This is a genomic window from Photobacterium kasasachensis (genome assembly GCF_050336885.1).
Classification (GTDB): domain Bacteria; phylum Pseudomonadota; class Gammaproteobacteria; order Enterobacterales; family Vibrionaceae; genus Photobacterium; species Photobacterium kasasachensis.
The window spans coordinates 260183-276290 of sequence record NZ_JAKJSH010000006.1 but is presented as its reverse complement, the minus strand read 5'-3'; the positions used below and the strand labels follow the sequence as shown (position 1 = coordinate 276290).

Sequence of the window (16108 nt, the reverse complement as noted above, 5' to 3'; positions counted from 1 at the left end):
CGTTTGTCTTGTACAGATTAAACCTCACTTCACCGTTTAACATCAAGATACATACGATTGTTATGTTAGTAAATTAGTTACTGAACTTACTAACTTTGACCCTCGGACTGAGCACCTGACACACTTTTGGACAAAACTGGTTTATGTATATCTTTTTGATTTCTGGAATTTTGATTCCTGTTAGGGTGCGTTACCCTACGTTTTATGCTGTCGTATCTGTTTTGAACAGTAATACTTTGTTGTCAGAGTAACGGTAGAGGTACGGATAAGGCGATGTTTTCATTGCTTCTATGTCCTCGTGGAGTTTATCAGGATTTGACTCGTACATTTGTTGATCTTTAAAATCCATCCAACCAACATAAGGAACGTAACGGTAGAAATGGCTTTGATCTTCATATGTAGACATCATTTCATCGGAGACGGAATACACTAGATAGCGGTTTGCTTTCGGTATGCCCTCAATGAAATCGATTTCCCCCTCAACGATTTTCTTGAATCGATTAGGGCGGCGAGTCGATAGAAAGCAATGATCGAATTCTTCATCGACAAATACGGTATCTGGCGAGAACTCATCTGACTTTCTAAATTCTGCGCACTCTGGTTTGGTGATATCCATAGCACTGACGCTTGTGTTGCGTACATTGAGAAAGTCTTGCTCAAACACAAAGATTTCAGCGTTCGGGAATTTCTGACTCATGAGCTGCTTCAAGCGATCTAAATCTTCACGGTAGATTGAGTCATAAGTGACATCATCTTCAATTGGCTCAATGGCAATATTGTGCTGATATTTGTAGAAATACGGCAGTTTGTCACTCGTTTGGGTGCCAAAAAAGAACGTAGTAATATCGAGGCTTGATGCTAAGTTCCCAATCAACATCACCGCAGTCGCGGTCGTGCTAATGGTGTTTTTATTCGCCAGTGTATCGTAGTAGTTTTTCGCCAATACATCGGCATTGCCTAAGCGTGTCGGCTCGCGCTCCGTATATACATACATAATTTGCATTGCTTGACTGTATTGCTCGTAGTTATCATGCTGATAGATATTGACTTCTGAAGCTTGTTCGGTGTTATCCACCATTGCTTCTCTATCGTGTCTTACCGAGCACCCGCTCAATAACGCAGTAGAAATAATTGCAGCCAAGGTGGCTTGCTGCCAGTGAATACGCATGAGTAAATCCCCAAATGTAATAAAATGAATGTGGTTCAATGTGAGTTAAAGAATTATGTCGGGTTTAGTAGAGCAAAGGCTTAAAATACGTATTGCCATTCAGTGTGTGTTTGTTACCTTCTACAGCGTACTCAAAAGACACTCCGAATTAACAACTAATACGGTGTCAACAGGTTTGAAATCAGGGCCACTTGCACAGCCTCCAAGAGTTAATGCTGTCATCGAGACAGCAAGAATTGTTTTTTTCATTTTTTATACCACTGACTATAAAATTTTAGTATTACGTGTTATTTATTGTAACTATCTGATTTTATTAAATTAACAAAAAATAGATACTCCGAAAGGACTAAAAATGTGATGTGACAATGATTTTTCTGGAACATTCCTTCAACTCAAAGCCAAGTCAGTTAGAAAAAGCTTAACACTAACGAAAACGTCATATAAAAGTTGCAAACCAGAATTGTTTGCATGGTAGAGAGTCAAGAGAGACATCTCTTGCCCGCAGCTCACGTGCATCTCTTGTGCAGCAAAAGTATGACGGGATCGCAGCGGGTTACCATACCGTTTCACTTTTTAGTGACACGTTTTTTGGCGGTTTTCCGCCAAGCTTATTCTAATCGGGATAATGTCGAATCCGTATAGTTAACGGTTCCCGCATGAACCATTTTAAGCGCGCTCATCAAAAACACACCAAATGCCATAATAATTGCAGCAACAGCGGCAAAAACAACTACAATCTTATTTCCTACCGATAAGTGTTTATATTCTACCCTTAAAGTTTAACCTTTTTATTTATAGTTGTGAGCTTATTTATATAGGAATGAGGATACTTCAGTACTAGAACAGATAAAACCTACTATAAAGTAGAAATGATAGAGCATACACACAATAATATAATTGTATATACGTCCCCCACTACGAATTATAGGTATAACAAACCATTGACAAAGGATAGAAAACAACAGCTATTAAACAATTAGCTCACATTTATAATATAGTAACAATTCTATTATGATTAATATATAAAGTGCTATTTTTAAAATGCGCATTAATAATAATGTCTATTATAACAATCAATATTACCAAGATATTTTGCTATTCATAGTTATTATTTATATATAAATGATAAAACTACATTTCGTAATTTCAGTGGAAACATATACTGTCGTACAGGCTATTACCAGGGCAGCCTCACACTCAAATTTCATAAACGATAAAAAACGAAAAAAGGCTCGCATTTCTGCAAGCCTTTAGAATGTGGCGGAGAGATAGGGATTTACTGCTCGCAAGCTCGCGCCCTTCGGGCTATTGCCTCTTCATGCCTACGGCGCGGGCAAAGTGCTTTCGCTTCGCTCAGGTGAACCCTTCTCTAGGGTTCTGCACCCTATCTCAAATCACGAAATTTTGGTGAAAAAAACCGCTGATAGTTCAGCGATTCTTTAAAATATGGCGGAGCGCTTTGGGTATAGGGGGATTTTCAAATCCCTATCCAATACAGCAATATCCAACGAAAAAGCCCCAGCATTTCTGCTGGGGCTTAGAATGTGGCGGAGTGCTTCGAGGGTATTGCGGATTAGAACCCCCGGTTCACTACTTCCGAAATAGCAAAAAGGGCGCTGATAGTTCAGCGCCCTTCTTTAAATGTGGCGGAGAGATAGGGATTTGAACCCTAGATACGCTACAAACGTATGCCGGTTTTCAAGACCGGTGCTTTCAACCACTCAGCCATCTCTCCGAATTGTATCACCTTAAAAGATGATGGCGGTGAGGGAGGGATTCGAACCCTCGATACGTTGCCGTATACACACTTTCCAGGCGTGCTCCTTCAGCCACTCGGACACCTCACCACATTGTTGTTCGACGCTGCGCGTCTCAACGGCGGCTAATGTAATGGCTTAGGGCCTTAGGGTCAAGCGCTTTTAGTGAAATTATTCACGACTGCCGATGAATAGATCAATTCGTTCCATTCTTAGCCCAATCGATTGTTTTTATTCGCTGCTACACTTCAAAGAATCGCACTTTTTAAGATAAGCACGATGCAGTTTCTCACCAGCGACAGGAACCAGTAATGAGAATATGGCTTTCACTCCTACTCTTCCTATTCAGTATCAACTCGGGTTGGACCTTCGCTGCCCAGGAAGAGAATGAGACACGCCAGAAGCTACTCGACCAGAAAATAGAAGCACTTCACCAACAAAATCAAACACCGGAGATCATCAAGACACTTGATACCTTGACCGAAGCAAAAAACCAGCTTGAAAAAACCATTGAGTTTCATAACCAAACCCAAAGATACCGTGAGTTGGTCACCAACTTTAGCGAACAAACACAGGCACTTACCGAACAGATATCGGCTTTTTCTACTACCGAATTTCCGGATTTCAGCAACTGGGAAGAAGAAAAGCTGACCCAGGAGATTAGCGAGCAGGACAAAAGGCTAGAGCAGCTTGAACAAAGTCGAAGTAATAATAAAAACGAACTGCAAGCTGTCGAGCAAGGTATTGATGAGTTTGCCTATTTATCAGAACAACTACGCGCCACAATCAAGAAAGCAGAAAGCCAGCTTAAACACGAACAGCAGCAGACAGAGAGTGAGGACGCCCTATTACTGTTGGAAATCGCCCATCAGTATTATGTCAGTCAGCTTTACGCCCTTGAGGCCAAACAACTCAGTGCAGGGAACCGGCGGACATTAGCCAAACAGCGCATCCAGCTCAATAACCTCGAAATCGAGGCTCGTCAGGCCTATCGCAACAACCTGCAACGCAGGCTTAGTCGTGTCATGCGAACCAATGCCGCCGAACCCTCCCAGAGTAATGAAGGGCTGCCTGAGGAGCTTGACGACCAACCCAAGGCCCTAAAACGTCTATTACAAGAAAACAAACGCTATACCCGCGCCCTTGCCACAATCTCTGAAAAAACCGAGCAAGTACAACAACAACAACAGGCTGCCACCGAGCAAACCGAAACAGTGAACAGTACTGCCGATGACCTAGAGACAATGGCCGAATGGCTAAAACTGAGTCCTGCCTTTAGCGAAAACCTCCGGACCCGGCTTAACCGGCTGCCGTCTAATCCCCCTATTGAAGCGCTTGATAAGGACATCGCTCAGAACCAAATTAAGAAATATGAGTACCAGCAACAGTATGACTCTCTTAAAGAACTCGCCCTGCGGCCTCGTACCAAAGAGCTAACGCCTGAGCAGCAAAAAAAGGAACAGGAACTGATAGAGACCAATCTCACCCTGATAGACAGGTTGCTCGACAGATCCGATACCCTTATCTATCAACAGGCAACCTTAAAAGTCGCCTATGAAAACCTCAATACCAATCTCAATGACTTGAGAAGCCAGGCGAACAAACGGTTGTTCTGGGCACCGAATGCAAACCCGCTTAGCGTAAACCTGATCACCAACACCTGGGAAAAGTTGAAATGGTTCTTCTCTCCTTTTCAATGGATAAACCTGCTAAAAGTTCCCACAGTTGTCGATATATCTACCCTAATTTTTGTAATGAGCTTTATTGGTATCATCATCATTTTATTCAGCTGGGTTCGAAAACACTGGAAAAAATATCTTGCCACCACCAGCCAGCAGATAGGCAAGGTCACACTGGATAAATTTCGGTTCAGTACCTTGAATGTTTGTGCGTCTTTTATCCTGGCCTGGCCGTTTCCCTTTATTATTGGCCTTGTCGGTGTATTGCTCAGCTCAGCCTGGCAGTACCCGTTTGTCCATCACCTTGGTCAGGCGCTTGCCATCCCGGTAGCACTGGCAGTGTTCTGCTTTATTCGCGAGCTTGTCCGAAGCGATGGTCTGTTCATCAGCCACTTTGGCTGGGATCTCGGCCTTGTCCATCGCTGCTTTGCCCACTATCGGCGGCTATTGTGGGTCTACTTCCCCATGATGGTGATACAGGATTTTGCCAACCTCTACAGTGACATTGATGTCAGCGCTACCCTTGGCCGTCTGGCCTTTGTTATTAGCAACATCGCTATCAGTTTTTTCCTCTGGCGCCTATATCACGAAAAAATCCCCATGACCTATGGTGAGGTGCCCGAGGGCAAAGCCCACATCGGCCATAATTTATTTTGGTGGGCATTAATCATCATCCCTCAGGTTCTCAACTACACGGCATTAAAGGGCTACCTGACCTCGTCCCAGTCCGTCATGACCAAGCTAGAGGTATCAGCCGTTCTTGGGGTGGTCACTCTGCTTGTTTACTACCTGATCAAACGCCTGATGCTCATTCAGAAAAGACGCTTGGCTTTTGACCGGGCCAAGGCCAAACGACAAGAGATTCTGGCTCAACGATTAGCCGAAATGAAAGAAGAGAAAGATGACAGCTTCAGCAGCAGCGAAATGCAGATTGAAATCGAGGAGCCCGAGGTCGATCTTGAAAAAATCAGTGCCCAGTCTTTACGCCTGCTACGTTCATTGCTGTTATTAATCTACCTGTCTGTCGTGGCCGTAGTATGGTCAGATTTTTATCAGGCCATTACCTTTCTTGAAGACATAACGCTTTGGGACGTGACCAGTACCATTGACGGTATCGACGAACTTAGTGCTATCTCGCTGAAAAGCCTATTGCTTGCTATTCTGGCCTTCTGGCTCACCGCCATCATTGCCCGCGACATGCCGGGCGCGATGGAGCTGCTGATCCTGCAACATTTAGATCTCTCGCCGGGTACAGGTTATGCCATTACCTCGCTAACCCGCTATGTCGCTATTTTTCTCGGGATCATCATCGGCTCCGGACTGATAGGTTTTGACTGGTCCAAAATGCAATGGCTGGTAGCCGCACTCGGGGTCGGAATCGGTTTTGGCATGCAGGAAATCTTCGCCAATTTTATCTCCGGCTTGATCATCTTGTTCGAAAAGCCAATTCGCATCGGAGATACCGTCACTATCCGCCAACTGACCGGCGTTGTGGCAGTGATCAAAACCCGTGCAACTACAATTGTTGACTGGGACCGTAAAGAAGTGATTGTGCCGAATAAGGCATTTGTGACCGAGCAGTTTATTAACTGGTCACTATCCGATCCCATTACCCGGGTGACCATTTCTATCAGTGTCAAATATCTCGCTGACAGCGAGCTGGTCACCAAACTGCTGTTTGAAGCTGCTGAAGAATGTGATTTGGTACTAGACAACCCGGCGCCTGAGGTCTTTTTCCTGACCCTGACCGCTGACAGCCAAAACTTCGAAGTCCGGGCCTATGCAGCAGAAACCGCTCACCGGCTAAGCCTGACCCATGATCTGCACAACCGAATAAAAACCAAGTTTATCCAGCACAATATCACCATAGCCCACCCTCAGCTGGAAGTGACGATCAAGAAGAAGCAGGCCCACCCACTCAACCATTAAGCTCGCTCGATTAGATAAGACGTTGGCTTAATGACTCTACGACTGACTGTAATCCAATATAGCCTGCGGGACTTCGACAAGCGGCAGGCTACGCTCAACCGCACCGCGGTTAACGGCCTCCCTGGGCATACCATAAACAACACAGCTTGCTTCATCCTGGGCCAGTGTTAACGCCCCAGCCTGTCGCATCTCAAGCATGCCCTTAACGCCATCATCTCCCATGCCGGTCATAATGATCCCAAGCGCATTGGCCCCGGCCGATTGAGCCACCGAACGAAACAACACGTCAACCGAAGGACGATGGCGGCTGACTAACGGCCCGTCAATCACCTCGACATAATATTGCGCCCCACTCCGTTTGAGCAGCATGTGTTTTCCCCCGGGCGCAATTAACGCCTGCCCAGGTAGCACCCGCATCTTATGCCGGGCCTCCTTGACGCTGATCTCACATAAACTATCTAATCGCTCGGAAAAGGCCGCCGTGAACTTCTCGGGCATATGCTGCACGATAACAATTCCCGGGGACAGTCGCGGCAATGCTTTTAATACCAGTTCCAGTGCCTGAGTCCCCCCAGTCGAGGTACCAATGGCAACAACCTGTTCCGTGGTCTTAAGTGTCGAGTTCTTGCCAGCTGCGAGTATAGAATCGGCACTGAGTTTAGGCTTCACTTTCAGGCTTGACGCCTTAACCGAGGCTATCTGAATCGGCTTGAGATTGGCTTTGCTGGCCGCCTTGACGGCACCGATTAATACCTTTGCCGAGTCATGGAGAAAACCTTTCAACCCCACCTTGGGCTTGGTGATGATCTCGACGGCACCGGCTGAAATGGCCTGCATCGTCGTTTCCGCCCCTTGTTCTGTCAGGGTCGAGCAAATGACGACCGGCGTCGGTCGCTCTGCCATGATTTTCTTAAGAAAAGAAATCCCGTCCATCCGCGGCATTTCTATATCGAGGACAATGACATCCGGCCATTGCATCCGCATCCTCGTCATGGCAAATAGCGGATCTGCAACAGCGCCACACACTTCAATCTCGCTGTCGGTCTTCAGGACAGAGGATACAACTTGGCGCACCACCGCCGAGTCATCAACGACCATCACTTTTATTTTCTTTCTTTTCATATTACCTACCTAAAAATGCAATCCTTGATGTATTTTCCATCATACCTTTTGGTAGATACTGGGCTTTATCAAACGCAGCTGATCACTGATCCCCGTTATAGTCTCTGAATGGCCAACCAATATGTGACCGCCGGGCTTTAGCTTTTCCACCACCCGTAACACAACCTCGTGCTTGGTTTCCGCAGAAAAATAGATAAGTACATTGCGTAGCAATATCAGATCAAAAAAACCGATGTTTGGCAGCGATGTATTGAGGTTGATCTGTTTGAAGCGAACATGCTCCCGCACCTTGCTGTTGACTAACAATGTCCCCTGCTGGGAGCGCACCCCTTTCAGACAGAATTTCTGCAAATAGCGTTTCGGAATTTCAGCCTGCCTTGAGTTTAGGTATAACCCGTTACGCGCCTGCTCCAAGACGTTAGCGTTGATATCAGATCCCAGCACACGCCAATCCGACGTATAGCCACAATGATCTGCCAGCAACATTGCCAAGCTATACGGCTCCTCACCCGTTGAACAGACAGCACTCCAGCAGCGTATCGGCACCTGCGATGTTCTATTGTCCAGAATATGCCGCTTGATAAAGCCAAAATGCCGAGGTTCCCGAAAAAAGTGGGTTTCGTTGGTCGTTAAGTGATCAACCACTGTTTGTAGCTCCCCTTCCGGGGGATCATTCATCAGCATCCGATAATAATCGGCAAAATTTGCTAAGGAATAATATCGGAGCCGGCTTGCCAGCCTGACAGCAACCAGATTTTTCTTATGTTCACTGAGGGTAATACCGGCCAAATCAAAGATAAGCTGCCGAAACCGCGCGAACTCCCAGTCTGTAATGGCGCCCTGATTAAATAACTCACCAGACAGCTCCTGGACTGCATGTTTAGATTCCATGTTGTCCTCCCTTTCGCCATTACAACAATTATTTCCCTTTTTTCCTGACTGGCGCCTTGCTCTTGCTGATAGTCATCGCAATGACAAGACGCTATCTGTGTCAGAAATCGTACTCGTTACGGCTAAAATGCCTCAAAATCCTCCTCAATGATTTCCTGGTGCTTATTCTCCAGTTTCTTGGCCGGCTTCTTCGGTACGAGTGCGGACGGGACAACAGTCCGCTTTCCAGCCACATTCGCGGTATGTGACTCCGGGGCAACAGCAGGCGACTCATTGATGGTAAAGAAGCTCATTAGCTGTTGTAACTGCTCGGCCTGCGCACTCATTTCTTCAGCCGTCGATGCCAGCTCTTCAGACGCCGAGGCATTTTGCTGAGTCACCTGATCCATTTGTCCCATCGCTACGCTGATCTGGGTCACGCCACTAGCCTGTTCATCCGAGGTTGCCGCAATCTCCTGCACCAGCTCAGCAGTTTTGGTAATGCTGGGGACAATCTCATCGAGCAAGCGGCCGGCCTGCTCGGCGACCTGAACACTGCTTCCAGCCTGATTACTGATCTCCTGCGCCGCCACCTGACTGCGTTCCGCCAGCTTACGCACTTCAGCGGCCACTACTGCAAATCCTTTTCCATGTTCGCCAGCTCTCGCAGCTTCGATGGCTGCATTCAGTGCCAACAGATTAGTCTGATAGGCAATATCTTCGATAATGCTGATTTTCTCGGCAATCTCCTTCATGGCTACCACGGTTTCACTGACTGCCCGCCCGCCTTCGGCTGCCTGGCTCGATGCCTTGGTGGCGCGATCGTCTGTGATCTTGGCATTTTCGGCATTTTGCTGCACGGATGCGGCTATTTGCTCCTGAGAGGCACTGGTCTCCTCGACACTGGCGGCCTGTTCGCTGGCAGCCTGGCTTAGGGACTGCGCAGTCGCGCTGATCTCTTCAGAAGCACTGGCCAAACCGTTGGCATTGCTGTTCACATCACCCACAATCTGGCGCAGCTGGTTGCTCATGTGCCCCATTCGGCTTAGCAACTGACCGGTTTCATCTTTGCTGCTGGTTTCAATTTTACTGTTTAGATCACCGTTCGCCATAGCATCGGCAACATGTAACGCTGTCGCCAGCGGACGGGTAATAGTCGAGGCAACCATCATGGCCACCAGCACAATCAAAATAACCGCAACAGCAATGACAATACCGACCATCATCAGCAAGTTAGTGATCGGCTCGTTCACCTCGGCTTCATCCACCTCGGCCAACAGTGCCCAATGGGTATCCCCGACATCGACCCGGGTATATGCCGACAATACATTGTTACCGTTATAGTCTTTAACCCGATTAATCCCGGTTTCACCACCCAAGGCAGCGCTGCTGGCCTGGGTATCAACCCCATTACGCTCCACTGTACCGGCAAAAGAGGCTTTCACCGACCGCCCTTCCTGATCAAGGAACGAGTCAGATCGCATCCGCTTATCCATCCCCACCAGATAGGTTTCTCCGGTTTCCCCCATTCCGCTTCGCTGTTGCATAATTGAATTAACCGCTTCCAGCGGCAACTGGATGGCCACCACCAACTCAATATCACCATGTTCAATCAACGGCTGGGCAATAAAAGCCGCCGGCTCGCCGTTACTCGGCGCATAGGGGGCAAAATCAACCAGGCCGTACTGACGACTCTTCAATACCTGGCGAACCAGCTGGCCGAGGTTCGAATCGGCGTATTTACCATCAAGCATATTGCTCTGATAGTCCGACTCGTGGTTTACGCTATAGAACACTTCACCGTCTGGATGGATAAGGAAGAGATCGTAGTAACCGTACTTCTGGCTATAATTGGCCAGAAAGTCCGTTGTCTCGCCAGGCTTGATACTGATAAAGGCCTGCTCCAGATCCATGGCCGAGACCAGCGCCCAATTAAGGCCGAAAATCTCAAGCGGAGACGCCGATACCATCAATAGCCGACCGCTTTGATCGGTATAGGCACCATCAACGACCTTGCCAGCCAATGACTGCTCAACAAAAAGATCGTCTGTCGGCATGCCAATCTGATGCTCAGTTCCGTCCGTGCCGACAAAATTACTTCGCAAGGTATTGCTGCCAGAATAGTTCCCGACCAGATAGGTCTCGACCACTTCACCGAGGTTGTCATCACGCTGCATGATGGCATCAATGCCTTCTGTCGGGATCTGCATAACAAGCACCCCTAACAGCTCCTCGTTGCTAATAACGGGCGCGCCGATAAATGCCGATTGCTGATTATTCGATGGGGCATAAGGGGAAAAATCTTCAATGGCCACACCTGACTGGGCCTTGCCAAATAGCCGACCAATACCACTGTCACGTAAAGGCCCGGACTTTATGTTTTGCCCGAGATCAGCTTCCTGCGTGACGGAGTAAACAATTTCACCGTCTACATTCACCAAAAACAGATCATAGAAACCATAATGTTCGGTATAGCGACTCAGCCAGGCCCCGTACTGACTATCTACAGCTTGCCAGTCATCACCGCCAGCTTGCAGACCGGCATTTCGATAGGCAATATCGAAGCCGATTAACGCCTCGGAGGCAGCATCGCTTTCCGCCAGAATAACGATATCATCCTGCAGAGCCTGAAAATGCCCTTCAATTTGAGCGCGCTTACTCTGTTTCGCGGCATGAAGCTTGTTGAGCGTATTAGTCCGTAGCGTATCAATGGTATCGACCAAAACGCCTAAGTCGCTCTGACGCTCTGCGAAATAATCTTCTATCTGAGATTTTTTCACATCTCGCATTGCGATGAGCTGATGGTTAGACTCCATGGTCAACGCATCTGCAGCCGCTTTTACGGCAATAAATACAACAATAGCCAATGGAATAAGACTGACCAGTAAAAACAGGCCGATCAACTTAGGTCTCATCCTGATGTCACTAAAACGGAGCATAACGCCTCCCTGGATTAATATTCCGGTTATTAATTATTCAATAATCACCCGCTTTTGCAGCCAGCCTAACCAACAGCAACCACACCTAAACGGCTATTCCTGCAACGCCTCAAGCGATGACAGCTCTTCCACTGACAGCACCCGGCCAACATTCAACAACACGATGAACTCGTCATTTACTTTGCCCATCCCTTCAATAAAATCGGTCCGGAGCCGGGCACCGAAGCTCGGCGCAGGCTCTATATCCGTCAGCGGGATATCAAGCACTTCGCTAACGGCATCAACCACCACGCCAATTTCGATCCGCTCCCCTTCGCTTTCTACCTCGACAATCACGATACAGCTGCGCTTGGTCACCTTCGTGGTCGGCCAGCCAAAACGCACTGCCAGGTCAATAATGGGCACGACGTTGCCGCGTACATTAATCACACCACGGACGAACTCAGGTACCATGGGGACCACGGTCAGCTGGCCATACTCGATAATCTCTTTAATGGGACGGATATTGATAGCAAACAGCTCCTCCCGCAGAACAAATGTCAGGAACTGCTGTTGCTCTTGTGTAATATCAACGTCCTTATCTTCTTGGCCTCTGGACTCTGCCAGAGTTAGGCTGTGCGTCATTGCGCCCCCCTCTATATGCTGCAACCGGGCTAAATACCCATTTATTCAGACTTCGAGCTTTACACCGTGGTGGTTTTGATCCCGAGTTATGGCACTACCTCTGCGTGGCCGATATAACGCGGTGAACAATGTGTTTCTGCATCCCGGATCAGGGCCGGGACGTCCAGGATCATTGCCACCTCGCCACTGCCCAGGATTGTCGAACCGCTGATCCCGCTAAGATGAGAAAAGATTTTGCTTAACGGCTTAATAACGGTTTGAAGCTCGCCCTGTAACTGGTCAACAACGAATCCGGCTTTTTGCTCGCCGCTCTGTACCACAACGATATTGCGTTGTTTAACGTCAATATGGCTTTCCTTGAATCGCTGCCTCAGGTTGATAAAGGGCAAGATTTCCCCCCGCAGATTGACGTAATTGCCATTTTTGCTGTGCTGCTCGCTGTACTCGATACACTCGACAACCGCATCGAGTGGAATAACGTAGCTAGATGCCCCCACGCCAACGGCGAAGCCATCGATAATAGAAAGCGTCAAAGGAAGGCGAAGGCGCAGCAACGAGCCCTCACCCAGCCGGCTTTCGACCTCGATACTGCCCTGCAACGCCTCGATGTTACGTTTGACCACATCCATGCCGACCCCTCGCCCCGAAAGATCGCTCACAGCGGTTTTGGTCGTCAAACCGGCCTCCAATATCAGCCGCAGAATATCTTTCTCACTCATTGGCTGTTCTGCGCTAATGAGGCCATTCTCGACCGCCTTGGCCCGCACCTTAGCCGGGTCTATGCCTCCCCCGTCGTCACACACTTCAATCACAATACTGCCAGAATCGTAATAGGCCCGGAGGATCACCGTACCAGTGGCAGGTTTTCCCTTGGCAAGCCTGTCTTCCTTGGCCTCGATACCGTGGTCAATCGCATTTCTCACCAGGTGCATCAGTGGATCATTGATTTTCTCCACGACACCTTTATCAAGCTCGGTCTCGCCGCCTTCAATCATCAGCCGGATATCTTTGTCCAAATCACGGCTTATCTCCCGTACCACACGATGGAAACGCTTGAAGGTCTCATCGATTGGTATCATTCTCAGGTGCAGCGACAGCCCTCTGATTTCTTCAACCAACAAAGAAACTGCCGCACTGGATTCCATCAGTTCAGGATCGCCATTTTGTTTCGCCAGCAAGCTGGTATTGGCACCGGCAATCACCAGCTCTCCCACCAGGTTAATTAACTGATCCAGTTTGTGGGCATCAACCCGAAGACTGCGGCTTTCCTGGCGCTTGAGATCTGGTAGGCCCGCCGCCGCTTTTTTCGGAGCCACTTCTTGAGGGGATATCTGCTGCGCAGGTTCCCCGACTTCCGACTGAAGCGGCGTTTGTGGCTGTAACTGTGGATCTAGTTGTGGCTGTGACAATGACTGTGATTGGGGTTCTGAGTCAAACTCATGCATAGACTGAGCAGGCTGGATAAGGTCGGCCAGGGGCGCCTCCAGCACATACGCAAGTTCTTCCTGCGTCAGCGCACCGCACTGAATAAACAACTGACCGAGTTCATCAGCCTCCTGGTCAAGCTCCTTCATTAGTGCGACATACTGCTGAAGATCACTATGGGGAGGAATAATGTGGATCTGACACTCGTCAGCAACAAATTCAAACACAGACTGCAAGGTGGGCTGATCGGCATCACTGTCTAATATCAGCTCCAGACCGAGATAACAGGACTCGGGATCCATCCTGCTGCTACCGGGCAAGCTAAACAGGGGAACCAACTCTACGATATCTCCCAAGGAGCGGAGATAACGTAAAAATGACAGCGGATCCATACCGTTACGCAGCACATCCTCACCGAACCGAAGAGAAAAGTGCCAATAGGGATTGAATGCGGCCCGGTTGATATTACTGTGATCCAATCCCGGCAGATGCTCGGTATATTGGCCCAATGATGACAGATCATTAACGCCGCAGTGTTGCTGAGAATCCGCCGAACCCGACAACTGCGTCAGTAAAGCCTGACCTTGCCGCACCAACTCCTGTTCGCTTGAGGCATCCTCACTGCCCAGTTGTTCAATCAGACTCTCAATATGATCCCGGCAGTCTAGCAAGACCGCAATAAGCGTATCGTCGCAATGACGTTCACCAGCTCTGACCTTCTCCAGAACATTTTCAACCGTGTGGGTAAAGGCAACAATGCCGTCATAGCCAAACAGCCCTGCCGCCCCCTTGATGGTATGTGCAGCACGAAATACCAGGTTGATCATCTCGATATTTTCAGGGGCTGCCTTTAGCTTATTTAAAGCCGATTCCATCTCCTGCAGCAAATCCAGGCTCTCATCGACAAACATCTCTTGGGCATGTTCCATCTCTTCCATTTTCGCTCCTTGATCATGGGGCAATGAAACCCGGCGGCTACATAGGCAGTAAGTTGAATGGCTGTTCGAGTCCCAGCAAGGCGATAGATTCCATTGCCGCAGCACTGGTCGCGGTGATAGTAAACGCCTTGCCTGTCAATGCTGCTTCCTGCTGACACAGCCACAGCAGCTGCAAGCCGGCGGTATCCAGTTCGGTGACTTCGGTAAGATCGAGATCCAGTGATTCTGCATCCTGTAAGCAGGCCAATAGTCGGGGTTTTAACTCGGCGGCATTATAAATAGACATTTCCCCGCTAAGGCTTAGCCTGCACTCCGTACCCGCTTGTTCCTGTGCAATCGTGATGTCCATTGGTAGCTCCCGGTTAAGGCAATATCAGTTTGGAGACGGCATCAAGCAACTGAGGCGGCTGGAAGGGCTTAACCACCCAGGCCTTGGCTCCTGCAGCCCGCCCCTCTTGCTTTTTATGGTCCTGCGACTCAGTCGTCAGAATAATGATGGGAGTAAATTTATAACGAGGCAGCTTTTTGACCTCTTTGACAAACGTGATCCCGTCCATCCTCGGCATATTGACATCGGTAATGATCAGGTTCACCTTCTTGCCATCGAGTTTACCCAGCCCGTCAACACCATCATTCGCTTCAATCACCTCATAGCCCGCTCCTCTGAGAGCAATCCCAACGACCTGACGGATCGGCGCCGAATCATCCAAAATCAAAATTGTCTTAGCCATAGTACTCTCCGAGGGTTAGAAGAAAGTTATCTCGCTATCTTTAGAGGAAGCTGTCGTCGCCTCGCCTTTTTCATGATTATGGTGTTGCTCCTGAGCAACATAGTCTCGCTTCATTTCATTAAGCCAATTATTCACATCAAGGCGATGTGCCTCGTCATCGCTATGCTGCTCTGACTCGTAATCGGAAATTTCTGCCTGTAGCTTGTCGAGGTTTTTCTCAACCTGAGTAATGATTTGGCTGACACGATCCTGAAACTGCAGCGACACTATCACGCCGGAAATCTCACGCTGAATATCCAGGTTTTTATCTTGAAGTAATGAGGTTGAGTCTGTGAGCTCGGAGGCCAGCTGTTTGAAGTTCGCCAAGATAGATTCAATGTTGGCTTCTGACGCCGCTTCAGCCTGGGCATCCTGCCGGGCACTCTGTTCGGCAATACTGACGGTATCGTCCATGGCCTGGTTGATCAGCTGGACCTTGTCACGAATATGCTTCCCTGTTTCACCAGACAGCTGAGACAACTTGCGCACCTCTCCGGCAACAACGGCAAAGCCACGTCCCTGATCGCCCGCTCTTGCCGCCTCTATCGCCGCATTCAGGGCCAACAGATTTGTTTGCTCGGCAATCTTGGCGACATCAACCGCCATACTGTCAAGTTCTTCGGTATAGCTCGCCAAATGGCGAACCTGAGCCAGCATTTCTTCTTTTGCCTGCATCGCCGAGCGAAGCAGGTCGATAACCTGATCCAGCCGCTGCTCACTGTTGTTCAATACCGCAAACACACCATTGTCACTTTTATCCGAACCACCACCGGCAACATGTTGTGATTCGGTAACAGCCTGATCCAGCTCACTGATAATTTCCGAGAAGCGTTGTGACAACGCCGTCACTTCAGTTTCGGTTTGCACTCTGACGGTACATAACTGAC

The 16108-nt window shown here is 48.6% G+C and carries 10 protein-coding genes and 2 tRNA genes; 1 reads left to right on the top strand and 11 read right to left on the bottom strand.

Going from position 1 to position 16108, the window contains the following annotated elements; genetic code table 11:
* Window positions 1-202: 202 nt before the first annotated feature.
* The 3 genes from L4D19_RS08970 to L4D19_RS08960 all read right to left on the bottom strand — a co-directional run bounded on the left by L4D19_RS08970 (window position 203) and on the right by L4D19_RS08960 (window position 3015).
* On the bottom strand, window positions 203-1168 hold the full coding sequence (locus L4D19_RS08970) for a hypothetical protein (protein ID WP_428452176.1): 966 nt from the start codon (window positions 1166-1168) through the stop codon (window positions 203-205).
* A gap of 1644 nt (window positions 1169-2812) precedes the next feature.
* Window positions 2813-2903: transfer RNA gene (locus tag L4D19_RS08965), tRNA-Ser, on the bottom strand.
* A 24-nt stretch (window positions 2904-2927) separates the two neighbouring features.
* Window positions 2928-3015: transfer RNA gene (locus L4D19_RS08960), tRNA-Ser, on the bottom strand.
* A 221-nt stretch (window positions 3016-3236) separates the two neighbouring features.
* Here L4D19_RS08960 and mscM point away from each other — a divergent pair.
* Window positions 3237-6533, top strand: a complete 3297-nt coding sequence (mscM, locus tag L4D19_RS08955; RefSeq protein ID WP_428452175.1) for a miniconductance mechanosensitive channel MscM — start codon at window positions 3237-3239, stop codon at window positions 6531-6533.
* Window positions 6534-6569: 36 nt separating this feature from the next.
* On the opposite strand, the gene L4D19_RS08950 is transcribed toward mscM, so the two are convergent.
* From L4D19_RS08950 to L4D19_RS08915, 8 genes are all read right to left on the bottom strand, one after another.
* The gene (locus L4D19_RS08950; protein WP_428452174.1) at window positions 6570-7655 is read right to left on the bottom strand and encodes a protein-glutamate methylesterase/protein-glutamine glutaminase; all 1086 of its coding nucleotides are present in this window, start codon (window positions 7653-7655) and stop codon (window positions 6570-6572) included.
* 39 nt (window positions 7656-7694) lie between these two features.
* Entirely contained in the window at window positions 7695-8546 is an 852-nt protein-coding gene (locus L4D19_RS08945) for a CheR family methyltransferase (protein WP_428452173.1), read from the bottom strand.
* 122 nt (window positions 8547-8668) lie between these two features.
* Window positions 8669-11464: a methyl-accepting chemotaxis protein gene (locus L4D19_RS08940; protein WP_428452172.1), complete on the bottom strand. Its 2796-nt coding sequence runs from the start codon at window positions 11462-11464 to the stop codon at window positions 8669-8671.
* Window positions 11465-11557: 93 nt separating this feature from the next.
* A complete protein-coding gene (locus L4D19_RS08935) occupies window positions 11558-12088 on the bottom strand; it encodes a chemotaxis protein CheW (protein WP_428452171.1) in 531 nt (176 codons plus the stop codon).
* 86 nt (window positions 12089-12174) lie between these two features.
* Entirely contained in the window at window positions 12175-14451 is a 2277-nt protein-coding gene (locus L4D19_RS08930; RefSeq protein ID WP_428452170.1) for a chemotaxis protein CheA, read from the bottom strand.
* Between the two features lie 37 nt (window positions 14452-14488).
* Entirely contained in the window at window positions 14489-14800 is a 312-nt protein-coding gene (locus tag L4D19_RS08925; RefSeq protein ID WP_428452169.1) for an STAS domain-containing protein, read from the bottom strand.
* A gap of 13 nt (window positions 14801-14813) precedes the next feature.
* Window positions 14814-15182, bottom strand: coding sequence for a response regulator (locus tag L4D19_RS08920; RefSeq protein ID WP_075768397.1), 369 nt, complete (start codon window positions 15180-15182; stop codon window positions 14814-14816).
* Between the two features lie 15 nt (window positions 15183-15197).
* On the bottom strand, window positions 15198-15878 hold the full coding sequence (locus tag L4D19_RS08915; RefSeq protein ID WP_428452321.1) for a methyl-accepting chemotaxis protein: 681 nt from the start codon (window positions 15876-15878) through the stop codon (window positions 15198-15200).
* Between the last annotated feature and the right edge of the window lie 230 nt (window positions 15879-16108).

Excerpts from the sequence above, each read along its gene's own strand:
- L4D19_RS08945 (WP_428452173.1), bottom strand. The coding sequence starts at position 8,546 with ATGGAATCTAAACATGCAGTCCAGGAGCTGTCTGGTGAGTTATTTAAT.
- L4D19_RS08970 (WP_428452176.1), bottom strand. The coding sequence starts at position 1,168 with ATGCGTATTCACTGGCAGCAAGCCACCTTGGCTGCAATTATTTCTACT.
- L4D19_RS08930 (WP_428452170.1), bottom strand. The coding sequence starts at position 14,451 with ATGGAAGAGATGGAACATGCCCAAGAGATGTTTGTCGATGAGAGCCTG.
- L4D19_RS08935 (WP_428452171.1), bottom strand. The coding sequence starts at position 12,088 with ATGACGCACAGCCTAACTCTGGCAGAGTCCAGAGGCCAAGAAGATAAG.
- mscM (WP_428452175.1), top strand. The coding sequence starts at position 3,237 with ATGAGAATATGGCTTTCACTCCTACTCTTCCTATTCAGTATCAACTCG.
- L4D19_RS08950 (WP_428452174.1), bottom strand. The coding sequence starts at position 7,655 with ATGAAAAGAAAGAAAATAAAAGTGATGGTCGTTGATGACTCGGCGGTG.
- L4D19_RS08915 (WP_428452321.1), bottom strand. The coding sequence starts at position 15,878 with ATGCTGGCTCAGGTTCGCCATTTGGCGAGCTATACCGAAGAACTTGAC.
- L4D19_RS08940 (WP_428452172.1), bottom strand. The coding sequence starts at position 11,464 with ATGCTCCGTTTTAGTGACATCAGGATGAGACCTAAGTTGATCGGCCTG.
- L4D19_RS08925 (WP_428452169.1), bottom strand. The coding sequence starts at position 14,800 with ATGGACATCACGATTGCACAGGAACAAGCGGGTACGGAGTGCAGGCTA.
- L4D19_RS08920 (WP_075768397.1), bottom strand. The coding sequence starts at position 15,182 with ATGGCTAAGACAATTTTGATTTTGGATGATTCGGCGCCGATCCGTCAG.